This is a genomic window from Piscinibacter sp. XHJ-5, assembly GCF_029855045.1.
Lineage (GTDB): Bacteria > Pseudomonadota > Gammaproteobacteria > Burkholderiales > Burkholderiaceae_C > Albitalea.
Map to the genome: position 1 here is coordinate 1,492,037 of NZ_CP123228.1, position 23,489 is coordinate 1,515,525.

At 68.2% G+C, this 23,489-nt stretch carries 16 protein-coding genes; 13 read left to right on the forward strand and 3 right to left on the reverse strand.

Translation table 11 applies throughout. The features are described from left to right. Positions 1-172 precede the first annotated feature (172 nt). The 4 genes from P7V53_RS07095 (at position 173) to P7V53_RS07110 (ending at position 6,036) form a co-directional block, all read left to right on the forward strand. Positions 173-4,264: an RHS repeat-associated core domain-containing protein gene (locus P7V53_RS07095; RefSeq protein ID WP_280154782.1), complete on the forward strand. Its 4,092-nt coding sequence runs from the start codon at positions 173-175 to the stop codon at positions 4,262-4,264. 181 nt (positions 4,265-4,445) lie between these two features. Further along, entirely contained in the window at positions 4,446-4,634 is a 189-nt protein-coding gene (locus P7V53_RS07100) for a hypothetical protein (protein ID WP_280154783.1), read from the forward strand. A gap of 609 nt (positions 4,635-5,243) precedes the next feature. After that, complete coding sequence (locus P7V53_RS07105) at positions 5,244-5,678, forward strand: hypothetical protein (RefSeq protein ID WP_280154784.1); 435 nt, start codon at positions 5,244-5,246, stop codon at positions 5,676-5,678. An 88-nt stretch (positions 5,679-5,766) separates the two neighbouring features. Next, positions 5,767-6,036: a hypothetical protein gene (locus tag P7V53_RS07110; RefSeq protein WP_280154785.1), complete on the forward strand. Its 270-nt coding sequence runs from the start codon at positions 5,767-5,769 to the stop codon at positions 6,034-6,036. Between the two features lie 97 nt (positions 6,037-6,133). Here the strand turns inward: P7V53_RS07110 and P7V53_RS07115 are convergent, their stop codons facing one another. Then, positions 6,134-7,000, reverse strand: coding sequence for an amidohydrolase family protein (locus P7V53_RS07115; protein WP_280154786.1), 867 nt, complete (start codon positions 6,998-7,000; stop codon positions 6,134-6,136). A 140-nt stretch (positions 7,001-7,140) separates the two neighbouring features. On the opposite strand from P7V53_RS07115, the gene P7V53_RS07120 reads away from it, so the two are divergent. The 7 genes from P7V53_RS07120 (at position 7,141) to P7V53_RS07150 (ending at position 18,188) form a co-directional block, all read left to right on the forward strand. Then, the gene (locus P7V53_RS07120; protein ID WP_280154787.1) at positions 7,141-7,947 is read left to right on the forward strand and encodes a crotonase/enoyl-CoA hydratase family protein; all 807 of its coding nucleotides are present in this window, start codon (positions 7,141-7,143) and stop codon (positions 7,945-7,947) included. After that, positions 7,947-9,785, forward strand: a complete 1,839-nt coding sequence (locus P7V53_RS07125) for a feruloyl-CoA synthase (protein ID WP_280154788.1) — start codon at positions 7,947-7,949, stop codon at positions 9,783-9,785. Before P7V53_RS07120 ends, P7V53_RS07125 begins: the two co-directional genes overlap by 1 nt. Further along, a complete protein-coding gene (locus P7V53_RS07130; RefSeq protein WP_280154789.1) occupies positions 9,782-10,546 on the forward strand; it encodes an SDR family NAD(P)-dependent oxidoreductase in 765 nt (254 codons plus the stop codon). The genes P7V53_RS07125 and P7V53_RS07130 overlap by 4 nt, the downstream gene beginning before the upstream one ends. Before the next feature lie 49 nt (positions 10,547-10,595). Then, on the forward strand, positions 10,596-11,567 hold the full coding sequence (locus P7V53_RS07135) for a Bug family tripartite tricarboxylate transporter substrate binding protein (protein ID WP_280154790.1): 972 nt from the start codon (positions 10,596-10,598) through the stop codon (positions 11,565-11,567). Between the two features lie 24 nt (positions 11,568-11,591). Next, complete coding sequence (locus tag P7V53_RS07140; protein WP_280154791.1) at positions 11,592-12,074, forward strand: MarR family transcriptional regulator; 483 nt, start codon at positions 11,592-11,594, stop codon at positions 12,072-12,074. Between the two features lie 108 nt (positions 12,075-12,182). Continuing rightward, positions 12,183-14,789 carry a TonB-dependent receptor gene (locus P7V53_RS07145; protein WP_280154792.1) on the forward strand — a complete coding sequence of 869 codons (2,607 nt, stop codon included), beginning with the start codon at positions 12,183-12,185 and terminating at the stop codon, positions 14,787-14,789. A 96-nt stretch (positions 14,790-14,885) separates the two neighbouring features. Further along, positions 14,886-18,188, forward strand: coding sequence for an ATP-binding protein (locus tag P7V53_RS07150; RefSeq protein WP_280154793.1), 3,303 nt, complete (start codon positions 14,886-14,888; stop codon positions 18,186-18,188). Positions 18,189-18,223: 35 nt separating this feature from the next. On the opposite strand, the gene P7V53_RS07155 is transcribed toward P7V53_RS07150, so the two are convergent. Together P7V53_RS07155 and P7V53_RS07160 are read right to left on the reverse strand one after the other, a co-directional pair. After that, on the reverse strand, positions 18,224-18,910 hold the full coding sequence (locus P7V53_RS07155) for a response regulator transcription factor (protein WP_280154794.1): 687 nt from the start codon (positions 18,908-18,910) through the stop codon (positions 18,224-18,226). An 18-nt stretch (positions 18,911-18,928) separates the two neighbouring features. After that, complete coding sequence (locus P7V53_RS07160) at positions 18,929-20,212, reverse strand: response regulator (RefSeq protein WP_280154795.1); 1,284 nt, start codon at positions 20,210-20,212, stop codon at positions 18,929-18,931. A gap of 180 nt (positions 20,213-20,392) precedes the next feature. Here P7V53_RS07160 and P7V53_RS07165 point away from each other — a divergent pair, with 180 nt between their 5' ends. Then, positions 20,393-21,958 carry a methyl-accepting chemotaxis protein gene (locus tag P7V53_RS07165; protein ID WP_280154796.1) on the forward strand — a complete coding sequence of 522 codons (1,566 nt, stop codon included), beginning with the start codon at positions 20,393-20,395 and terminating at the stop codon, positions 21,956-21,958. A gap of 17 nt (positions 21,959-21,975) precedes the next feature. Further along, complete coding sequence (locus P7V53_RS07170; RefSeq protein WP_280154797.1) at positions 21,976-23,475, forward strand: diguanylate cyclase; 1,500 nt, start codon at positions 21,976-21,978, stop codon at positions 23,473-23,475. The last annotated feature ends 14 nt before the right edge of the window (positions 23,476-23,489 follow it).

Below are 23,489 nucleotides of genomic sequence, written 5' to 3' on the forward strand. Positions count from 1 at the left end.
GAGGGTCACGGCGATGCGAGGGGAACTGTTGGCATGGAGCACGAGCACTCGACGCTGCGGTGCTTTGGTGTGGGCGGCGCTGGCTTGGGCGTTGTCCGGCTCGGCATACGGTGAGCTGGACACGCCTTCAGCACCGCTGCCGTCACCAGCGCCTTCAGCGAACCCGATCGTGATGGAACAGGTCAACGTCACGGGAAGCAAGGAACCGCTGAAACGAGGGGACTTCACCCGCGTCGGGGAGCCCGTGCCGCTCGATCCCGGCAGCCATGACAGCGGGGGCTCACAGGCGCCTGCTTCCAACGGCAACACCGATCAAGGGCAAGAGCAGCAGGCGGACAAGAAGCGGGACCCCTGCCCATCCCCGCAGAACCCCGTCACGAAGAATCCGGTGGTCATCGCCACGGGAGAAAAAGTCCTTGCTCAGCTCGATTTCATCGCGGGCGGCTCCTACGGCATCGGTTTGACGCGCACCTACCGAAGCAAGGCGACGACGTCCACCTTCTTTGGGCCCCACTGGGCGTCGAGCCTCGATTTCCCGACGGTGCAGACCTCGGGTTGCTATCGCACGCCCGGCAAGTTCGACGGCGAATGCCTGGGGCCCACGACGATCACCGTGACGTTTCCGGGCGGGGCGAAGTACGCCTACGCCAAGGTCGGAACCAGCTGGACATACCGCGCCAGCGGTTCCATGGCCATGGGCACGGCCACCTATGACGTTCTCAACACCGGCTACGTCACGCTGGTGAAGGACAAGCAGCGCTACGCATTCGGGGCATACGGCAGGCTGCAGAACATCAGCACCATCGGCGGCGCCACGCTCCTGGCGATCACGTACGGAGCGAACGCGACGCAGCCGACGCGCATCACCAACATCGCGGGGCAGTACGTCGATCTCACATGGACGAACAACCGCGTCACCACGGTGAGAGACCCGGCCGGTGGTGCGTGGAGCTACGGGTACAACGGCACCGGCATGCTCACCACGGTGACCTCGCCCGGAGCGGCGCCCGATGTCCGCACGTACCACTACGAGGATGCGAGCAACGGCACCCGATTGACCGGGGTGTCGATCAACGGGGTGCGCTACAGCACCTACAAGTACCAGGCCGACGGCCGCGTTCAGGAAAGCGGTCTCGCGGGCGGCGAGCAGAAGGACACCTTCGTCTACGGCAGCAACACCACCACGGTGACCAATGCTGCCGGCCAGTCGGTGACCTACCAGTTCGTCGCGGCACAGGGCGGACTCAAGCTGTCGTCGACCTCACGCAATGCGACACCGACGTGCCCGGCGGCAACGGCCGCTACCGTCTATGACGCCTTTGGCTGGGTGGACTACACGCTGGACTGGAACGGCCACAAGACCGACTACACCTACGATGCCGCGGGCAAGCTGCTCGGCGTCACGACGGCGGCCGGCACGGCCGGTGCACTGACCCGCGCCAACACCTGGAGCGGAGAGGACCTGGTCGAGACCACGTACAAGAACGCCTCCGGGGTGGCCTATGCCAAGGTGGCCTACACCTACGTCGCGTCGGGCTTGGCGACAGGCAAGCTCGCCAGCGAGACCTGGACCGATCTGCGGCTCGGCGGAACTCGGCAGAGCACCTACGCCTACACGTACCACGCCAATGGCGTACTGGCCTCGCTCGCCATGACCCAGGCGCTGCCCGGCGGTGCCACGAACACGACCACCACCACGTACGACACCGCGGGGAATCAGGCCTCCGTCGTGAATGGCCTCGGCCATGTGCAGCGCTGGAGCAGCTACAACGGTCTCGGACTGCCCGGCCGGTACACCGACGCCAACGGGGTGATCACCGACTACGCCTATGACGCCAAAGGCAATCTCGGGTCGCACACGCTCTACCACCCCGGCGGCGGGCGAGTCACCACCTACAGCTACAACAACAGCCGCCAATGGACGGAGGTCGTTCACCCGACGGGCCACGTCGATCGTGCGCGCTACAACGCCGCCACGCGGCTGGTCCAGCAAGGCAATGGGCTGAACGAGTTCGTCAGCTTCGACTACGACCTGACATCCAACACCTGGCGGACGCGTTCCGGCCGCCATGTGCCTGGCTGGAACGGCAGCGTCCCGACAGCGACCGCCGCGGGCGAATTCCTCGTCACCACCCAGATGGACAGCCTGGGCCGACCGCGGGTGCTGATGGGCAACAACGGCCAGCGGGTCACGCTCACCTACGACAACAACGGCAACCTGAAGACGCGCACCGATGTCACTGGCCGCGTGACGAGCTACGACTACGACGCGCAGAACCGGCTGATCCGTACCACGGCGCCCGATGGCGGCATCGTGAGCCAGACCTATGACGCGGAGGGCAACCTCTGGACGGTCACCGATCCCCGCGGCCTGGTCACCCGATTCACCTACAGCGGATTGGGCGAGGTGCTGACCCGCCAGAGTCCCGACACCGGAACGACCCGCTATGGGTACGACTCGGCTGGCCGGCTGGTCAGCGAGACGCGCGCCGACGGTGTGACCGTGGCCTATGCATGGGACGTGCTGGGACGGCTCACATCGCGCAATGCGTCCGGCTGGTACGAGTTCTTTCTCTACGACCAAGGCGCCTACGGCAAGGGACGGCTGACCGGCCTGGACGACAACACCAGCGGAACCACCACCTTCACCTACGGTGCCGCGGGCGAACTGCTGCAGCAGGTCAACGTGGTGGCAGGCCAGACCTTCACGACATCCTGGAGCCATGACAGCGTCGGGCGCGTGCAGAGCATCCGCTATCCCGGCGGCTTCACCGTGTCCTACGGCTACGACGGCCAGGCGCGCCTGACGAGCGTCTCGAGCAACCTGGGAGGAGCCTGGGCCGTGCTGGCCAATTCATTCCTCCATCAGCCGGCCACGGACGCCGGCTACGCCTGGCGCTACGGCAACGGCGTGGGACGGCTGGCGACGCTCGACACTGACGGTCGGGTGACGCAGTTGACCAGCCCTGGCGTCCACGGCCTGAGCTACGCCTATCACGCCACCAACACGCTGGCCTCCATCACCGACGCCGTGTATCCGGCGCTGAATGCCACTTTCGGGTACGACGCTGCTGATCGGCTCACCGCGGTGTCGCGCAGCGGCGACGCGCAAGGCTTCAGCTGGGACGCGGTCACCAATCGGACGGGCCATACCCGCCAGGGCCTGGGCGCGAGCTACACGCTGGACTCGCAGAGCAACCGGCTCGCCGCGTGGAGCGCCGGTGGCCAGTGGCGCAACTTCGGCTACGACGGGGCCGGCAGGGTGCTCAGCGAGTCGCGTCACGACGGCGTCCGCACCTACCAGTACGACCCTTTCCAGCGCCTGATGCATGTCTTCACCAACGGCACCGGCACTCTCGTGGGCGACTATCGAAGCAACGGCTTGAATCAGCGCGTCTTCCGATCGGCAGGGGGCGTGACGACGCGCTATGTCCACGGTCCCGGCGGCGAACTGCTCTTCGAGCGCGGAGCGCAGGACACCAGCTATGTGTGGCTGGGCGGCGAGCTGCTGGGCATTGCCCGCGGCGGCCAGTTCTATGCCAGCCACAACGATCACCTGGGCCGGCCGGAAGTGCTGACCAACGCAGCCGGTGGCGTCGTCTGGCGGGCGCAGAACGCGGCGTTCGATCGCAGAATCGCGAGCGACACGATCGGAGGCTTGAATGTCGGCTTTCCGGGCCAGTATTTCGATGCCGAGAGCGGGCTTTGGTACAACTGGAATCGGTATTACGACGCCAACCTGGGGCGATATATGCAATCCGATCGCATCGGGCTTGATGGTGGTATCAACACCTACGCATATGTTCAAGGCAACCCGCTGAGCTACACAGACCCGTTGGGACTTTGGTCGTTCGCATTCTCCCTCTATGCCCCGGTCTTCGGTCCAATCGGCCCTGGTGGTGGGCTTATTTTTGGAACTAACCCGAACGGCACAGGGTTCATGACTGGACGCCTTGGGATCGGCGCGGGCGGGGGATGGAAAATTGATCCAAACGGCAAGCGGCCAGGATATGACGAGGCCGCCGGATGCGATTGGGGCGGAGGTGGCGGTCTGTACGGCGGATACGACTTCAACGCGGGGCCAGTCTATGGCCAGCTAAGCGCGGCCCGCGGTGTCAACTCTTCGCCATCGGGCCCTCAGTTTTACTCCCACGCTGGTGCTGCAACTGGAGGGCGTGGGCGAATCAGCGGCATAGGAGTTAGCGCAGCTGTGGGCGTTCAAGTGACCGTGTTTGGTGGAGGCACCTGTGGCTGCAATCGATGAGCGCGTACGCAAGGCGTTGGTAATTGCCATCGCGGTAGTTGCTCTCGGCGTAATAGCTCTCGGCGTCACACGCTGGTACGTCTACCGGAGCGAGGCCTACAACGTCGCAGTCGACTTCTTGAAGTCATCCCCTCGATTAGCCACTGTCGCTGGGACAGTTAGGTCGACCAGACTGTCATGGATGGAAGCGACGTCGGTTGAAGAGGTCACCATCAATGGAAAACCTGGTGGCGAAGCGGAATTTACGATCATCGCCGAAGGCGCCACTGCTACGGTTCCAGTCAAAGTCAAGATGGTTCGTGACGCAAGCGGATGGCGGATTACGCACGCGTTGGTCGGCGGCGAATCGTTGAAGCTGATCCATGACTGACGCCACACGCTGACGTAGCAACCCGCGGTGACCGTCGAATGGCCTCTGCGGATTGCTCAATCTGTGGAACCCTTGTGTTCTATCAGAGCCGAGATTGTCAATCCACGAAAGTCTGCGCAACTCTCCTTCGGCTATCGGCAATACCTCTTATCCCGGCCCGGCAAGCAGCGGCGGACCTCTCGACAACCCGTTGGTGTGAGGCTACTGATGATGTGGCGAAGTCTCTTGATCGCCTTTGCCGCGCTGTCGGCTTTGGTCGCGGGCATCGTGATGGTCGTCGGTGGGCACCGAGTGGTTTTGGTCGCAAAGGGCGAAGTCGCTGTCGACAGCTACCCTGTTCCGGGGTCTGTGCCCGTCAAACGGCTGACGGCAGGTCAGCGCGCAAGTGTGCTCGGTTGTGATGACCTGAAGTCATATCCGGCAATCCATGTGCGCCTGGGAGATGGAACAGAGGGATACGTCATCGAGGGCCCATACGAGTTGGACTCGGCGCCCATCTGGAGCCGGTCAAACGGCAGTCCTGTGACGTTCTTCTGTCCATAGTGGAGGCTGGGTCGGGCGCGAGGGTGCTACATGAGACCGGATGTGATCCGCATTGATGGAGGCTCAGTGAACAAGGTTGTCGCGCCGAGCCGCGTGTGGCTCCATGGGTTGGCTGTCCTGTTGACGCTGACTGTCGCGGTGGGCGGACTTTATCTGGCCATCTCGAGCGACTTCAGTGAAGGAGAGTTGGGGGCCAAGAAGTACTACGCGGTCCTGCAGGGCGTCGAATATGAGAACAGGATGAACAAGGATGCGACCCCCGTCCTGCAGGAAAACATCGATGGTTCGGGGCTGGATGCTTTGGGAATTCCCGGTCGAGATGGGGCGAACACGCGTGTGTGGGTGTTGCTCAACCAAACCGGGCCTGATGGGAAAGTGCTGCTCTTGCCGCAGGGGATCGCGCTCAAGGTCGATCGCGCTGTGATGGAGCATGCCATCCAAGGAAGACAGATGGCCGAGCCCATTCGGCGGTTTGTGTCGAAGGAGTGCACCGCCCGCTGACGACGCTGGCATCGGCTGTACAGCCTGCCAGAGGCCCGCTCTGCACGTGATGCCTTCTAGAACCTCCGTCATCGCGGCCATTGCCGCCGTGGTCGTCATCGGCATGGCCGTCGCACTGATCCCCCGGACACCGTCGGTAATGCTGGTTGCGGACACGGCCGTACCGGTCTATGACATCGCCAGTGCCGATCCGGCAGTCCGGCGCGTGATCGACACGATCGACATTGGCCAGTCGGTCGTGGTGGTCGGCTGCACTGATCTCAAGCACTACCTCGTGCCCGAGGTTTCGCTGAGAGACGGCCGCAGAGGCCATGTCATCGAGGGCGATTTCACTTCCGGAGTCCCCACAGCGCGGTGACCCTGGAGTGGCCTGTGGGAAGGTGTTGAATCAGTCGAACCCGTCCGGGTATCAGGGCCCCGTCACACCGAATCACGCAAGACAGGCAGCCTTCACCCTACACCCCCAACCCCAACAACCTCGCCGCGTTCTGCTTCAGGATCAACGGCTTCACATCGTCGCGGAACCCCGCCTCGTCGAAGTCCTTCAGCCAGCGCTCCGGCGTGATGAGCGGAAAGTCGCTGCCGAACAGGATGCGGTCCTTCAGCAGCGTGTTGGCGTACTGCACCAGCTGGGGCGGAAAGTACTTGGGGCTCCAGCCCGACAGGTCGATCCAGATGTTCGGCTTGTGCATCGCCAGCGAGATGGCCTCGTCCTGCCACGGCCACGACGGGTGCGCGACGATGATCTGCATGTCGGGGAAGGCGATCGCCACGTCTTCCAGCAGCATCGGGTTCGAGTTCTGCAGCCGAAGCCCGCCGCCGCAGCGCATGCCGCTGCCGATGCCCGAATGGCCGCTGTGGAAGACGGCCGGCAGCTTGTACTCGTTGATCACCTCGTAGATCGGCCAGGCCATGCGGTCCTGCGGCTCGAAGCCTTGCACGGTCGGATGGAACTTGAAGCCCTTGACGCCGTACTCCTCGATCAGCTTGCGCGCCTCGCGCGCGCCGAACTTTCCCTTGTGCGGATCGATGCTGCCGTAGGCAATCATGATGTCGCTGTTCTTCTGCGCCGCCTCGGCGATCTCCTCGTTCGGGATGCGGCGCCGGCCCATCTGCGTCTCGGCGTCGACGGTGAAGTTGACGAAGCCGATGCGCTTCTCGCGGTAGTACGCGATCGTCTCGTCCATCGTCGGCCGGCGCGTCGAGCGGAAGTACTTGTCGGCCGCGCGGTCGAACTCCTCGCCGTAGTTGTCGAACGGGTTGCGGCACGACACCTCGAGGTGCGTGTGCGTGTCGATCGCGATCAGGTCCTGCAGGTTCATGGACGGATGGTCAAGGCTGGCATTTAGTTAATGTACGAAACAAAAATCCATGCCACCACATCGGGAACATTGGTGTTATCCCTGAATGAATAGATCGTGCAGATGATTATGCTACTTAACTAAATCACACCCCACACGCCATGCCATCGACCCCGACGCCCCCCGCCGGCGTGCTTGCCGCCCTGGACCTTCTGCGCATCGAGACCGAGGGACCGGTCAGCCACATCCGGCTGAACCGGCCGGCCAAGCGCAACGCCTTGAGCGACGAGCTGATCGCCCAGCTCCACACAGCCTTCGTGAACCTGCCGCAGGACACCCGGGCGGTGGTGCTGAGCGGCGAAGGCGAGCACTTCTGTGCCGGACTCGACCTGTCCGAGCTGGGCGATCGCAGCGTGCACGGCGGTATCGAGCATTCGCGCAGCTGGCATGCCGCGTTCGAGCAGGTGCAATTCGGCCGCGTGCCGGTGATCGCGGTGCTGCATGGCGCGGTGGTGGGCGGCGGTCTCGAGCTGGCCAGCGCCGCGCATGTCCGCATCGCCGAGCGCAGCACCTTCTACGGCCTGCCGGAAGGCCAGCGAGGACTGTTCGTCGGCGGCGGCGGCTCTGCGCGCGTGCCGCGCCTCATCGGCGTCGCGCGCATGGCCGACATGATGCTCACCGGCCGCGTGCTGAACGCCGACGAAGGCCAGCAGGTCGGCCTGTCGACCTACCTGGTCGAGCCGGGCGAAGGTCTCGCCAAGGGCATCGAGCTGGCGCACAAGATCGCCCGCAACGCCGAGCTGTCCAACTTCGCGGTGATGCACGCGTTGCCACGCATCGCGGCGATGGCGCAATCGGAAGGCCTGTTCGTCGAATCGCTGATGGCCGCGATCGCGCAGGGCGACGACTCGGCCAAGGACCGCATGCGCGCCTTCCTCGAAGGGCGCGCCGGCAAGGTGGGCCAGTGATGGCGCGCTACCGCGACATCCACGTCGGCGGCTGCCTCGCCGCCAGCGTCGAGCGACGCGCGGACGGCGCCATGGTGCTGCGCTCGACCGAAGCGCTGCAGCCCTTCCCCGATCGGCTCACCGACCGCCTCGAGCACTGGGCGCGCGAAGCACCCGAGAGAATCTTCGTCGCCAAGCGCGAGCACGGCGGCCCGTGGCGCACGATCAGCTATGCCCAGATGGTCGAGCGCGCCAAGGCCGTCGGCCAGGCGCTCGCGCAGCGCGATCTCTCGCCCGACCGGCCCATCGTCATCCTGTCCGACAACGACCTCGAGCACCTCACGCTGGCGCTCGGCGCGATGTGGGCGGGGGTGCCGTACACGCCGGTCTCGCCGGCCTATTCGCTGCTCTCGCAGGATCACGGCAAGCTGCGCCACATCGTCGGCACGCTGACCCCGGGGCTGCTGTTCGCGTCGGGTCCGGCCTACGCCAAGGCGATCGCCGCGGTGGCCACGCCGCAGACGGAAGTCGTGCTGGCCGAAGGCGAGCTCGACGGCCGCGCGGTGACGCGCTTCGATGACCTGCTGGCCACCCGGCCCGGCGTCCAGGGCGACACAGCGCATGCGCGCGTCGGCCCCGACACCATCGTCAAGTTCCTCTTCACCTCGGGCTCGACCAAGCAGCCCAAGGGCGTCGTCAACACGCACCGCATGATGTGCGCCAACCTGCAGATGATCCGGCAGGCATTCGCCTTCCTGCAGGACGAGCCGCCGGTGCTGGTCGACTGGCTGCCGTGGAACCACACCTTCGGCGGCAACCACAACGTCGGCATCACGCTCTACAACGGCGGCACGCTGTACATCGACGAAGGAAAGCCCACCGCGGGCGGCATCGCGCAGACGCTGCGCAACCTGCGCGAGATCTCGCCGACGATCTACTTCAACGTGCCCAAGGGCTTCGAGGAGATCGCCGACGCGATGGACCACGACGACACGCTGCGCGAGTCGCTGTTTCGCCGCGTCAAGGCCTTCATGTTCTCCGGCGCCGGCCTGTCGCAGGCGGTGTGGGACAAGCTCGATGCGCATGCCGAGCGCACCATCGGCGAGCGGGTGCGCATGCTGACCGGGCTGGGCATGACCGAGACGGCGCCCTCGTGCACCTTCGCGCTCGGCACCGACGTGCGCTCGGGCCACATCGGCCTGCCGTGCCCCGGCGTCGAGGTGAAGCTGGTGCCGGTCGAAGACAAGACCGAGATCCGCTTTCGCGGACCCAACGTGATGCCCGGCTACTGGCGCGCTCCCGAGCAGACGGCCGAGGCCTTCGACGAGGAGGGCTACTACCGCACCGGCGATGCGGTGAAGCTCGTCGACGAAGGCGACCCGCAGCGCGGCCTCCTGTTCGACGGCCGCATCGCCGAGGACTTCAAGCTGTCCACCGGCACCTTCGTCAGCGTCGGTCCGCTGCGCGCGCGCATCATCCTCGACGGCGCGCCCTGCGTGCAGGACGTCGTCGTCACCGGCCTCAACCGCGACGACATCGGAATCCTGGTGTTCCCGCGGCTCGACGAATGCCGCAAGCTGGCCGGGCTCGCCGCGGACGCGCCGGCCGCCGAGGCGCTGCGGCACCCGCTCGTGCGCGACTTCTTCCAGCAGCTGGTCGACCGCCAATGGCGCGCCGGCACCGGCAGCGCCAACCGCGTCGCGCGCGCGCATGTGCTGGCCGAGCCGCCGCAGATCGACAAGGGCGAGATCACCGACAAGGGCTCCATCAACCAGCGTGCGGTGCTGGCGCAGCGTGCTGCGCTGGTCGACGCGCTCTATACAGGCGGCAGCGACGTGATCGTGCCGAAAGCGACATGAGACTCGAAGGAACGGCCGCGCTGGTGACCGGCGGCGGCTCCGGCCTCGGCGCCGCGACCGCACGCGAGCTGGCGCGCCAGGGCGCGAAGGTGGCGGTGCTCGACGTCAATCCCGACGGCGCCGCGCAAGTGGCCCGGGAGATAGGCGGTCTCGCACTGCGCTGCGACATCACGTCGACCGAGAGCCTGCAGCAGGCGCTGGCGGCCGCGCGCGAGGCGCACGGACCGGCGCGCATCCTGATGAACGTCGCCGGCATCGGGGGCGCCAGGCGGGTCATCGGCAAGGACGGCTCGCCGATGCCGATCGAGGACTTCAAGCGCGTGATCGACGTCAACCTGGTCGGCACCTTCAACGCGATCCGCCTCGCCGCGGCCGAGATGGTCAAGCTCGAGGCGCTCGAGGACGGCGCGCGCGGGGTCATCGTCAACACCGCATCGGTGGCCGCCTACGACGGCCAGATCGGGCAGGAGGCCTATGCGGCCTCGAAGGGCGGGCTGGTGTCGCTCACCTTGCCGCTCGCCCGCGACCTGGCGCAATGGGGCGTGCGCGTCGCGACCATCGCACCGGGGCTGTTCCTCACGCCGCTGCTGCACCAGCTGCCGCAGGACGTGCAGCAGTCGCTGGCCGCATCCATTCCCTTCCCCAAGCGGCTGGGCAAGCCGGAAGAGTTCGCCGAGCTGGCCGCCCACATCGTGCGCAACGACCACCTCAACGGCGAAGTGATCCGTCTCGACGGCGCACTGCGCATGGCCCCCCGCTAGAGCTGGAAATCCACCTCACGACCCCAGACCCACGACAACAGGAGACGACATGGACCGCAGACAGTTCATCACCGCCGCCGGCGCATTCGCGGCGACCCTTCCGGGCCTGGCTTTGGCGCAAGCGCTGGAGAACGCGCGCATCATCTGCGGCTTCCCGGCCGGCGGCACCACCGACGCCGTGTCCCGCCGGATTGCCGACAAGCTGCGCGGCGGCTATTCGAAGGTCATGCTGGTCGAGAACAAGCCCGGCGCGGGTGGGCGCATCGGCGTGGAGGAGCTGCGACGCAGCCCGCCCGACGGCACCTCGCTGCTGCTCACGCCGGCCGCGATGATCACGCTGTACCCGCATGTCTACACCAAGCTGCCCTACGGCATCGATGACGTCACGCCGGTCTGCACCGCGTGCCGCATCAGCTTCGCCTTCGGCGTGGGCCCCGGTGTTCCAGAGTCGGTGAAGGACATCAAGGACTTCCTCGCCTGGGCCAAGGCCAACCCGACGCAGGCGAACTACGGCACGCCGGGCGCCGGCTCGCCGCCGCACCTGCTGGGCATGCTGCTGGCCAAGGAAAGCGGCGTGCCGCTGAGCCATGTGCCCTACCGCGGCTCCGCCCCGGGCCTGCAGGACCTCCTGGGCGGCCAGGTGGCGTCGATGTCGTCGCCGATCGGCGACTACCTGCCCTACATCAAGACCGGCAAGCTGCGCGTGCTGGCCACTTCGGGGCCGAAGCGCTCGGCCTTCACGCCCGAGGTCGCCACCTACACCGAGCAGGGCTTCAAGGCGCTGGAGATGCAGGAGTGGTACGGCTTCTTCCTGCCCGGCAAGGCGCCGGCCGACGTGGTCAACCGTGCCGCCTCGGCCATCCGCGCCGCCGTGCAGCAGCCCGACGTGGCCGAGGCCTTCACGCAGCTCGGCTTCGAGCCGTTTGCCAATACGCCGGCCGAGCTGGCGAAGGCGGTGAAGGACGAGAACGCGGCATGGGGGCCGATCGTCAAGCGCGTGGGGTTCACGCCGGAAACCTGATCGAAACGCCGCACCGCTTCGTCCATGCTGACCTCGCCGTACACCGCCGAGCAGGAGACCACGGTTGCCGCCGTCGACCAGTCGTGCCTGTCGCACCTGCTCGGCTACCAGCTGGTGCAGGCCGACATCCCGCTGAAGCGCACCTTCCTCAAGCACATCGGCGAGCCGCTCCGGCTGCGTCCGGTGGAGTTCACCATCCTCGTGCTGCTCGCCTTCAATCCCGGCATCACCGGCAAGCAGCTGGCGCAGGCGCTGGCGGTGACGGCCCCCAACATCACCATCCTGCTCGACAAGATGAGCGACAAGGGGCTGCTCGAGCGGGTGCGCAGCGAGACCGACCGGCGGGCGCAGAACATCCACCTCACGGCGGCCGGGGAGAAACTGGCGCGGCGCGCCCACGCCGTCTCGCTGACGATGGAGCAGGACGTGCTGCGCCATCTGAGCGAAGGCGAACGCGTGCTGCTGCTCGAGCTCCTGCAGAAGGTCGCCAGGCATCGTCGCGTCTGACCGGCGGCGCTGCCGTGCAGCAGCACGTGCGCAGCGCTGCTGCACCGCGTCGGGGTGAAAACCCCAAGACCATGCGGCGCCGGTTGGAGTATCACCACAGGCTGCACCATGGGCTCGAGCGCTGCACGTTCGGCATTCGCGGTGGTCGGCGCCGTGTGGGTCCATGTTGTGCTCGCGCAGGCGCCGGCCGATGCCGAGCTGCCGAGGGTGGTCGTCACCGGCGCTCGCGCCAGCCTGGCCGGCGCCCAGCAGATCAAGCAGGACAAGCTCGAGATCGTCGACGCGGTGGTGGCCGACGACATCGCCAAGCTGCCCGACTTCAGCGTCACCGAAGCGCTGCAGCGGGTCACCGGCGTACAGATCACGCGCGATCGCGGCGAGGGCGGCACGGTGACCATCCGCGGCCTGACGCAGATGGAGACACTGCTCAACGGCCGCGAGGTGTTCACCGCGGGCACCGGCCGCAACTTCGACTTCGCGGACATCGCGGCCGAGCTGGTGGCGGGCATCGATGTCTACAAGACCTCGTCGGCGGCGCAGCTCGAAGGCGGGCTCGGCGGCATCATCGACCTGCGCACGCGTCGTCCCTTCGATTTCGCCGGCCGGCAGGCCCTCGCCTCGGCGCGACTCATCCACGGCGATCTCGCGGGAAGCAGCGAGCCTCAGCTCTCGCTGCTCGCCAGTCAGCGATGGGCGCTTGCCGGTGCCGGCGAATTCGGTGCGCTGGTCAACCTGTCGGTGCAGCGCAGGGCGTTCCGCGAAGACCAGAAGGGCACCGGCGAGCCGGTCGCGCTGAACGATCTGGTCGCCGGCCGCACGGTGAGGGCGCCGAACGGGACCAGCGAGACCACCAGCGTGGGTGAGCGCAAGCGCACCGCGGCCCATGTCGCGCTGCAGTGGCGACCGTCGCCGGCGCTCGAGCTCTACGGCGAGGCCAGCCATGCCGAGCTGCGCACCGACCAGGAATCGCATCAGGTCGGCGTGGTGCCGTGCCAGCGTCCGGCCTGCCCGGCCGCCGCGCCGGCCTTCGTGCCCGGCAGCGTCACGCTCTTCCCGGGGACCGACGACCTGCGCAGCATCACGTGGACCCAGGTGCCGATGTCCATCCTGAGCTTCGCCCGCGACACGGTGGACCGCACCAGGCAGGCGGCGGTCGGCGGAATCTGGACCCGCGATGCGCTGACGCTGAAAGCGGACCTGAGCCGCACCACGAGCTTCAACCACCTGTTCTTCAGCGGTCCTTTCCTCGCGGCAACGGCAGGCGAGTTCACCCACGACCTGTCGGGCGGCGTCCCCGGCACGCAGGTCACCGGCACCGATTTGCTGGACCCTTCGGCGCTGCGCTACACCGGCCTCGCGTACCGGACCCGGCCGTTCGAAGGCGATCTGACCGCGTTCCGGGTGGATGCGCAGCTGCGCGTGGAGGAGGGCTGGATCAGGAGGCTGTCGGCCGGCGTGCGCCACGCCCGGCGCGGCGCTTCGAATGCACCTGGCCTGATCTTCGCCGACGCGGCGGTGACGGGCCTGACGGCCGCCGACCGCCCGTCGTTCGTGATGCCGAATCCCTACCGGTTCTTTCCGGGCGTCGGCTCGCCGAGCCTGCACGACTTTCTCGTCGGCAACCTCGCCACCGCACGCGACGCCGCGGGACTGCGCGAGGCTTTCGGCATCACGGCACCCATCCCGGCGGCTGCCAACCCGCTCAGCCTGTGGACCATCGAGGAGCAGACGGATGCCGCCCATGCGATGGTGGAGTTCCAGGCGGCGCGCCTGCCCGTCGACGGCAATGTCGGCTTGCGGATGGTGCGCACCCGCGAGGCCGTGACCGGCAGCCAGTCGCTGCCGGCGAGCGGCGGCGTGGGCCCCATCGCGATCGGCAGCCGCTACACCGACTGGCTGCCCAGCGTGAACCTGCGCTGGCGTCCGGCACCGGGCTGGGTGCTTCGCGCAGCCGCCTCGAAGACGCTCACGCGACCCAACTTCGATCAGCTCTCGCCGTCGCTGACGCTGGTGCCCAATCCGATCAATCCGTCGCTCAACCAGGGCGGCTCCGGCAATCCGTCGCTCAAGCCGGTGCGTGCGGACAACTTCGACATCGCCGCCGAGCGCTACTTCGGTCCCGCCACCTCGGTCGTCGCGACGGTCTTCGTCAAGAAGGTCGACGGCTTCGTCACCACGGTGAGCAGCCCGGAGGTGCACGACGGCGCGACCTATCAGGTGAGCCGCCCGCAGAACAGCGATGCCGCCGACATCAAGGGCGTGGAGCTCGGCTACCAGCAGTTCTACGACGGCCTTCCGGGCTGGCTGCGCGGCTTCGGCGTGCAGGCGAACTACACCTACATCGACAGCGAAGCGCCGAACAACGCGCTGGGCATCGTGCTGCCGCTGCAGAACCTGTCGCGCCACAGCGTCAACCTCGTCGGCATCTACGAACGCGGCCAGGTGTCCGCGCGGCTGGCCTACAACTGGCGCGACAAGTTCCTGAGCGGCCTGGCGAACGTGGTCGGCATCGGCGCGCTGCCCATCTACACGCGCGGCTACGGCTGGCTCGATGCGTCGCTGCGCTACCAGGCCAGCGAGCGCGTTTCGCTGGCGCTCGAGGGTACCAACCTGACGCGCACGCGGCGCGGGGCCTACTACGGCGTCGAGACACGGCCGCAGGGCCACTGGCTCAACGACCGCCAGCTCAGCCTCAGCGCGACGATCCGGTTCTGAGGTGCGATGCACAGCCCATGCTCGCCATAAGGGGTTGCCGCTCTGTTCAAGCGCTTGCCCGCGCATCATGCTGAGCCGACCGCGGGAAGTTTCACGATGGCCAGAACCCCCTTTGCAACCCGCCTGGTGCTGCTGGTCTGGCTCTGGGGAGCTGCAGTCGCCGTGGCCGCCGACGCGATGGACGACTGGCGCGGCGAGGCCACCCGCACCCGCATCCTGGCCGAGAACGACGCGCCGCGCGCCTACACCGACGCCAAGCGCCTGCATGCCGCGCTGCCCGCCAACGCCGCACCCGTGGACCGGGCGCGATCGCTGAACCTGCTGGCGCGCATCGAGACCTATCTCGCGCTCACGACTGAGGCGGCGCGCCATGCGCAGGAGGCATTCGACCTCGCGACGAAGCACGACGATCGGATCGGCCAGGCCGAATCAGACCTGACCGTCGTGATGAACGCGATCAACCAGGGCCGCATGGACGCGATGATCACCGCCACCAACCATGGCCTCGCGATCCTCGAGGGCGTGGACCGACCCGATCTGCTCGGCGAGGCATTGCTTCGCACCACGGTGATGTACCGCCGGATGGAGCAGTTCGACGAATCGGTCGCGGTGGCGCTGCAGGCGATGGAGATTGCGCGCCGCACCAACCATCCGCTGATGCTGGCCTACGCCCACCACGGCCTGGGCCTCGCCTTCGAGCAGAGCTTCCGCTATGCGGAGTCGCGCGAGCACTATGCCCAGATGCGTCTGCAGGCCAAGGCCGTGCCGTCGAAGCTGATGGAGGGACTGGCGTTGGGCGGCATGGCCGGCGCGGCGGCATCCACCGGCGACTTGCCAACCGGCGAGCGGCTGCTGCGCGAGGCGATCACGCTCTATCAGGAAATGGGGGCGCCGTTCGCGCAGGCCTTCGGCGAGTACGGCCTGGCCGACAACCTGAACCGGCAGGGACGGCACGCCGAGGCCCTGGCGCTGATGAACGGCACGGTCGCGCGCTACGCCCGGCACCCGAACCCGATCGGGTTGTGGTTCGCGCTGAACCTGCGCAGCTCCATCTACCAGGCGCTCGGCGAGGTGGCACCTTCGCGCACCGACGCCGAGCAGGCCTATGCCGTCGCCCGCCAGCTGGCGCTGCCGATCTACTTGAGCGGCAGCGCGCAGCGCATGGCCGCGATCGCGGCCGCGAAGGGGGATCACAAGCGCGCCTACGAGCTCTCGCTCGAAGCCAGCGAGATGACCACCCGCGCCGCGCGCGAGAAGGCCAGCACGCGCATGGTCCAGCTGACCAAGCGCTACGAGACCGAGAGCAAGCAGCGCGAGATCAACGAGCTCACGCGGCGCAACGAGCAGCAGACCGCGCAGCTCAACCAGCGCGAGCTGCAGCAGCGTTGGCTGTGGACCGTGCTCGGGGGCGTCGTGCTGCTGCTGACCGCAGCGGCGCTCTTCATGGTGCGCCTGCGCGCATCGCATCGCGAGCTGCAGTCGCTGAACGTCAAGCTGCAGCAGTCGGAGAGCGACGTGCGAGCGCTCAACGCGAGCCTGGAGCAGCGCGTGCAGGCCCGCACCTCCGAGCTGCGCCAGCAGGCGCGCTACCTGCGCACGCTCATCGACATGCTGCCGATGTGGGCCTGGCTGAAGGACACGCAAAGCCGCTACCTCGCCGTCAACCAGGCGACCGCCGACGCGGTCGGGATGCCGGTGGAGGCCCTCGTCGGCAGCTCCGACACCGAGTTGTGGCCGAAGGAGCTGGCCGATGCGTACCGCGCCGACGACGCCGAGGTGATGGCGTCGCGCACCCGCAAGACGGTGGAAGAGCCGGTGATCGACGGAGACCGCAAGACCTGGGTGGAGACCTACAAGGCGCCGGTGATCGACGAGGACGGCACCGTGCTCGGCACGGTCGGCGTGGCGCGCAACATCAGCGACCGCAAGGCCGCCGAGGCGGCGCGCGAGGCGGCGCTCGCCGAGGCCGAGCGGCTGGCGCGGCAGCGCAGCGACTTCCTCGCGCAGATGAGCCACGAGCTGCGCACGCCGCTCAACGGCATCCTCGGCTTCGCGCAGCTGCTGCAGCGCGATCGCTCGCTCAGCGAGCGCCAGGCGCGGGGCCTGCGCATCATCGACGAGAGCGGCCAGCACCTGCTCGCGCTGATCAACGACATCCTCGACCTGGCGCGCATCGATGCCGCCAAGCTGGAGCTGTTCCCCACCGAGGTCGACTTGTCGACTTTCCTGCAGGTGCTGTCGGACATCGTGCGTGTGAAGGCCGAGGAAAAAGGCCTGCTGTTCAGCCTGCGGCCGGCACCGGGCCTGCCGGCCACGGTGCGCGTCGACGAGACGCGCCTGCGACAGGTGCTGCTCAACCTGCTGTCCAACGCCGTCAAGTTCACCGACCGCGGCCAGGTCGTGCTCAGCGTGCAGTCGCTGCCCACGGCCGTGGTGCGCCGCGAGGAACGCCACGGCGTGTCGCCGGCCCGGCTGCGCTTCGAGGTCCGAGACAGCGGCGCGGGCATGAGCGAGGCGCAGCTCGAACGGCTGTTCCAGCCGTTCGAGCAGGTGGGCGAGGCCAGGAAGCGCGAAGGCGGCGCGGGCCTGGGGCTGGCGATCAGCCGCCAGCTCATCCGTTTGATGGGCGGCGACATCCACGTGAGCAGCCGGCCGCGCGACGGCAGCACCTTCTGGTTCGAGCTGGACGTGCCGGCCACCGACGCCACGGTCGCGGAGTCGACGGCACGCGGCGATCCAGTCGGCTACGAGGGGCGCCGGCGCACCGTGCTGGTGGTCGACGACGTGGTGCACAACCGCACCATGCTCATCGATGCGCTCGGCATGGCGGGCTTCGAGATGGCCGAGGCCGCCGACGGAGCGCAGGCCCTCGAGGTGGCCATGCGCGAACGTCCCGACATCGTCGTGATGGACTTGACCATGCCGGTGATGGACGGCTTCGAGTCCATGCGCCGCATGCGCCTGATGCCCGAGCTTGCCGACGTCCCTGTCATCGCCACATCCGCCAGCGCCACGCCGGAAACGGCGGCCCGTGCTCGTGCCAGCGGAGCGAGCGCCTTCGTCGCCAAGCCCATCGCGCATGACACGTTGCTGGCGACGATGGGACATCTGCTGGGGCTGACCTGGATCTTCGAAGCCGGCGAGGAGCCCTTGCTGGAGGGCGTCGATCTCGACGACGAGCGGCTGGTGGGCCCGCCCCCGCATGAGATGGCCGTGCTGCGCCAGCTCGCGCGCACCGGCAACATGCGCACAATCGTCGAGCGTGCGGAGTACCTGAAAACGCTGGACCCGCGCTATGCGCGTTTCGCGGACCGGCTGGCACGACTGGCCGAGCAATGCCAGTCGAAGGCGATCGCGAATCTCGTCGATTGGTACAGCACGGAGCGCGATGCCACCTGACTGTCTCCCGCTCGCTCCCGGGAGGGGGCGGGCCCCTACACCGCGGTGAGCTTGCCTCTGAACGTGTACCCCACCTTCGGCTCCGAATGCAGCGGCACCGTGGAGGCCGTTGCCCGCTCGATGCGCCGGCGCAGCCGATAGATCGCCGCGTGCAGCAGGTTGTCGGCCTCGGTGGCCGGGTCGCGGCCGAGGCGGGCGCAGAGGGTGGCGCGGGTCACGGTGGCGCCGTCGGCCGACACGAAGCACTCGACGACCGCCAGATCGGTGTCGCTGAGCTCGATCCGCACGCCGTCGGGAGCGACCAGCTTCTTCGCCGCCCGATCGAGCCGCCAGGCGGCGGCCTGCGCACGGCTGCCTTCGACGCGCCGCTGCACTGCTTCGATCGCGAGCGCGACCTGCTCGAAGCGCACGGGCTTCATCATGTACATGTCGGCGCCGGCGCGCAGCACGGAGTCGAACACGTCGGCCCCGACGCGTCCGGAGACGACCACGATGCCCGCCGGCCCCTTGCGGCGCACGAGCCGGATCAGGTCCACGCCGTCGACGCCGGGCAGCATCAGGTCGATGACGTAGAAGTCGAACTCGAATGCGCCGGGCGAGGTGAGGAAGTCGTCGCTGTCGCCGAAGACGCGCACGTCGACGTCGCGCTGCGCCAGGTACTGGGCCACGTATTCCGCGAACTCGCGGTCGTCGTCGATCACCGCCAGGGTAGAGGGAAGCATGGGTCGGCGAGAGAGACCTTAGGGGGCCACCCCTTGCGGAATGGAGAGGCGGACGATGCTACCGCGCGGCACGTTGGGCACGATCTCGATGCTGCCCTGGTGCAGGCCCACCACCTTGCGCACGATGTAAAGGCCGAGCCCGGCGCCGGCCTTCTTCTTGCCGTTGCGGCCGCGGGTGCCCTTGTCGAAGACCTTGGTCAGCAGGTTCGGGGGGATGCCGTCGCCCTGGTCCGACACCTCGAACACGATGGCCAGCGGATCCTCCGAATCGCTGATGGCCAGGCGCACCGGCGAACCGGGCGGCGAATAGGCCAGCGCGTTGGCCAGCACGTTGCACAGCGCGAGGCGCATCAGCACCGGCTGGAGCTGCACCGTGCGGGTGGCGGTGCGGGACTCGACGGCCACGCGCGAGCGCTCGTCCAGTGCGATGTCGTGCACCACCAGGCCGACCAGCGTGTCCAGGTCGGTGTCGGCAATGGCCTCGGTCGCGCCCGAGCTCAACATGGTCGCCGCGGCCAATGCGTTGTTGAGCGTGCCGATGACATGGTCGAGCACCTGGCGCGCGCGCACCAGCGGATTGCGCACGTCGGCGCCCGCACGCTCGCCGGGTGCGGCAAGCGCCGCCGCCGCGCTTTCCAGCGCGGCGGAGGCATTGTTCAGCGGCTGCCGCACCTCGTGGGCGAGCAGGTTCAGCAGCTCCTCGCGCTCGGCGAGCATCTGGTCGCGTTCCTCGAGAAGCCGCCGCAGCCCGGCCGTCTCGCCTTCGGCCTTGACACGCACCGCGCGCTCGATCGCGAGCTGCTCGAGCTCGACGTTCGAGCGCTGCAGCGCCGCCTGCGCCTCCTCGCGCACGAAAACCTCGCGCTGCAGCTGTGCGTTCTGCTGCTCGAGCTGGCGCTGCAATCGATTCAGCGCGATGTGCGTGTCGATGCGCGCCAGCACCTCGGTCTCGTCGATCGGCTTGGTCACGTAGTCGACGCCGCCGGCGGCGAAGCCGTTCACCTTGTCGCGCGGGTCGCTCGCCGCGGTCATGAAGATGACCGGGATGTCGCGGGTCGCGGGGTTGGACTTCAGGCGGCGGCAGGTCTCGAAGCCATCGAGGCCCTGCATCTGCACGTCGAGCAGGATGAGGTCGGGCCGCACGAACTCGGCTCGCTCGATGCCTTCCTGGCCGCTCAGGGCGACCACCACGTGCAGCCCGCGCCGCTCGAGGCATTCCATCAGCAGCCGCAGGTTGGCCGGCTGATCGTCGACGGTCAGGATGGTCGTGAGCGCCGCGGGAGATGCCGCTTCCGGTTGCATGTGCGAGCCCATCGGGGGGTGCCAGTCTAAGCGTCACGCGGCGAACGGCGCCCCGGGGAATTCTCGTGACCGGTCTAACGAAATACGGCAGAACTGACACATATATTCACTCGATCGATCAGTTCTGATTGGATCGAACATTAAAATTACCGATGTCGGTCTGATGAGGTTTCCAGCACCATGATTCGCAAGCTCACCCTGCGCGCCAAGATGATCGCCGCGTTCTCGGTGATGGCCGTCCTGATGGGGGTCCTCGCCGGCGTGGCCTTGCACAGGTTCGCTGCCATCAATGCCAACGTGCTCGACCTGGGCACCCACTGGCTGCCCAGCGTCGAGACGCTCGGCGACGTCGAGGCCGACATGCTGAAGCTGCGCCTGGCCCACCTGCGGCAGGCGCTCGCCCACGACGGCACCGAGCGGGCGACGGCCGACAAGCTCGTGGCCCAGCGCAGCGCGCACCTCGAGGAACGCCGTGCGGCGTACATGAAGCTCATCTCGACGCCCGAGGAGCGCGACCTGTGGGGCGCGGTCGAGCGCAACTGGAGCCGCTACCTTCAGTACCAGCAGGAGACGCTGGTCCCCCTGGTGCAGGCCGGCCGGCAGGCCGAGGCGAGGGCCGCGCTGTTCGGCGGCAGCCTGCAGCGCTTCGACGACGCGCTCGACCTCGTCGACAGGCTGGTCGATCTGACCGTGCAGGGCGGCGAGAAGGCAGTCGAGCGCAGCCGCGCCGACGCCAGCTCGGCACGAGCCTGGCTGATCGGGGTGGCCGCCTTTTCGCTGCTGGCCGCCATGGCGTTGGCGGTCGTCATCACCGGCTACATCACCGGCGTGATCGGCGGCGAGCCGGCCGCCGTCGGCACGGTGGTGGCGCGCATCGCCCAGGGCGATCTGTCCACCGCGGTCACCACCCGGGACGGGGACCGATCGAGCATCCTGGCCGGCATCGCCCGGATGCAGGCCGCGCTGCTGCACGTCGTCGGCGAGGTGCGCAGCGGCGCGCAGTCGGTGGCCAGCGCGTCCAGCCAGATCGCCCAAGGCAACCTCGACCTCAGCTCGCGCACCGAGGAGCAGGCTTCCAGCCTGCAGCAGACGGCCGCGTCGGTGGAGCAGATGGCCTCGGCGGTGAAGAACAATGCCGACACCGCGAGCAAGGCGAACCAGCTCGCCGCCGGCGCATCGCAGGCGGCCGTCGAGGGCGGCGAAGTGGTGCAGCAGGTCGTCGCGACGATGGCCGACATCAGCGAGGCGAGCCGCCGGATCGCCGACATCATCGCCGTCATCGACGGCATCGCCTTCCAGACCAACATCCTCGCGTTGAACGCCGCGGTCGAAGCCGCACGGGCCGGCGAGCACGGCAAGGGCTTCGCCGTCGTGGCGGCCGAGGTGCGCAACCTCGCCCAGCGCAGCGCCACCGCGGCGCGCGAGATCAAGGGCCTCATCGGCGCCAGCGTCTCCAGGGTCGACGACGGCTCCAGGCTGGTGGCCGATGCCGGGCGCACGATGGACGACATCGTGTCGCGGGTTCGCCGCGTCAGTGACCTGATGAACGAGATCAGCGCGGCGACCGTCGAACAAAGCGGAGGCATCTCGCAGATCAACCTTGCGGTGGCGCAGCTCGACCAGACCACGCAGCAGAACGCGGCGCTCGTCGAGGAAGCGAGCGCGGCGTCCGAGAGCCTGAAGACGCACGGCGCGCGGCTGCTCGAGTCGGTGGCGGTCTTCCGCCTCGCCGGCCACGGCGCCTGACCCCGCGGGGCCGTGCGATGACGGAGCCAGGCGGCGCAAGCCGGGGACTGATGCTGGCCGGCGCCGGGCTGGCCGCGGCGCTCATCGGCGCCATGGCGTGGGTGTCGATGCCGGCCGGGCCGGCGCGCGCGACCGCCGGCGCCGGACTGCATCTGGCGCTGATGATCGACATCACGATGCTGGCGCTGGCGCTGGGGGCGCTCGTGGGCTTCGGCGCCGCCTGGCTGCTCGCCGGCTGGGATGCGGGTCCGCCGGCCGGGACGGTCCCGCGGTCGCTGACGGCGCTTCTGGACGCCAACACCGATCTGGTCGTGCAGACCGATCCGGCAGGCCGGCTGACCTACCTGAACGCCGCGGCCCGCAGCCGGCTGGGGTTGGAGGCGGGCGAGCCGCTGGACGGCCAGCTGGCCGTCGACTTCCTTCCGCTGCGCGAGGTGGAGCGCCTGGCGAACGACATGCGGCCTTTCGTGTCGGCGCAGAGCGTGTGGACGGGCGAGAGCGCCGCCTGCGATGCCCACGGCAGCGAGTTCCCGGTGCGCCACATGGTCCTCGCTCATCGCGATCCGCAGGGGCGGCTGGAGGGCTTCTCGGCCGTGCTGCGCGACATCTCCGCGGAATCGGCCGCCCGCGAGGCGCTGCGCCGCAACGAGGAGATGCTGCGCGAGCTCACCGATGCGCTGCCGGTGCAGATCGCCGTCGTCGACCGCGCGCGGCGCCTGCGCTTCACCAACGCCGCGTACGAGCAGGCCAAGCAGCGCAGCCGGGACGACCTGGCCGGCGCCGGGCTGGAGGAGGTGCTGGGGCAGCAGGAGTACGCGCAGGTCTCGCCGCACCTCGCGCAGGCGCTGGACGGCCGCCGGTTGCGCTTCGAACGGCTGCGCACGGTGAACGAGGACGCCCGCTGGCAGGAGTTCACCTGCATCCCGCAGCATGCCGCCGACGGCAGCGTGAGCAGCGTGCTCGTGATGGTGCAGGACATCACCGAGCGCAAGCACGAGGAGATGCGGCTGCTCCAGCTCGCGCTGCGCGATCCGCTGACGGGGCTGCTCAACCGGGCCGGCTTCGAGCAGAGGCTGGGCGAGCTCGCCCGCAGCCCCGCCGAGCGCGACAGCGTCGCCGCGCTGCTCTACGTGGACCTGGACCGCTTCAAGGCCGTCAACGACAGCCACGGCCATGTGGTGGGCGACGAGCTCCTGCGCATCTTCGCCCTGCGCCTGAAGAACGGCACACGGCCTGGCGACGCGGTCGCGCGCATCGGCGGCGACGAGTTCGCACTCGTGCTGCCGGGACTGCGCGACCCGTCGAACGCGCGGCTTGTCGCCGCCAAGGTGCTGCGTGCGGCGCGCAGGCCCTTTCGCATCGACGGCTGCGACATCCGCATCGGCGCCAGCGTCGGCATCGCGCTGAAGCAGCCGGGGGACGGCGAATGGTCGGCGCTGATCGGGCGGGCCGACGCGATGCTGTACCGCGCGAAGGGGGTGGGACGCGGGCAGGTGGTGCTGGAAGGATCGGCGTGAAGGCAGCGCGAGCC

What these genes read in the sequence shown, in the direction of transcription:
- P7V53_RS07165 (WP_280154796.1), top strand. Translation starts at nt 20,393, where the DNA reads ATGATTCGCAAGCTCACCCTGCGCGCCAAGATGATCGCCGCGTTCTCG.
- P7V53_RS07140 (WP_280154791.1), top strand. Translation starts at nt 11,592, where the DNA reads ATGCTGACCTCGCCGTACACCGCCGAGCAGGAGACCACGGTTGCCGCC.
- P7V53_RS07145 (WP_280154792.1), top strand. Translation starts at nt 12,183, where the DNA reads ATGGGCTCGAGCGCTGCACGTTCGGCATTCGCGGTGGTCGGCGCCGTG.
- P7V53_RS07135 (WP_280154790.1), top strand. Translation starts at nt 10,596, where the DNA reads ATGGACCGCAGACAGTTCATCACCGCCGCCGGCGCATTCGCGGCGACC.
- P7V53_RS07100 (WP_280154783.1), top strand. Translation starts at nt 4,446, where the DNA reads ATGGAAGCGACGTCGGTTGAAGAGGTCACCATCAATGGAAAACCTGGT.
- P7V53_RS07125 (WP_280154788.1), top strand. Translation starts at nt 7,947, where the DNA reads ATGGCGCGCTACCGCGACATCCACGTCGGCGGCTGCCTCGCCGCCAGC.
- P7V53_RS07170 (WP_280154797.1), top strand. Translation starts at nt 21,976, where the DNA reads ATGACGGAGCCAGGCGGCGCAAGCCGGGGACTGATGCTGGCCGGCGCC.
- P7V53_RS07095 (WP_280154782.1), top strand. Translation starts at nt 173, where the DNA reads ATGGAACAGGTCAACGTCACGGGAAGCAAGGAACCGCTGAAACGAGGG.
- P7V53_RS07155 (WP_280154794.1), bottom strand. Translation starts at nt 18,910, where the DNA reads ATGCTTCCCTCTACCCTGGCGGTGATCGACGACGACCGCGAGTTCGCG.
- P7V53_RS07115 (WP_280154786.1), bottom strand. Translation starts at nt 7,000, where the DNA reads ATGAACCTGCAGGACCTGATCGCGATCGACACGCACACGCACCTCGAG.
- P7V53_RS07120 (WP_280154787.1), top strand. Translation starts at nt 7,141, where the DNA reads ATGCCATCGACCCCGACGCCCCCCGCCGGCGTGCTTGCCGCCCTGGAC.
- P7V53_RS07160 (WP_280154795.1), bottom strand. Translation starts at nt 20,212, where the DNA reads ATGCAACCGGAAGCGGCATCTCCCGCGGCGCTCACGACCATCCTGACC.
- P7V53_RS07130 (WP_280154789.1), top strand. Translation starts at nt 9,782, where the DNA reads ATGAGACTCGAAGGAACGGCCGCGCTGGTGACCGGCGGCGGCTCCGGC.
- P7V53_RS07150 (WP_280154793.1), top strand. Translation starts at nt 14,886, where the DNA reads ATGGCCAGAACCCCCTTTGCAACCCGCCTGGTGCTGCTGGTCTGGCTC.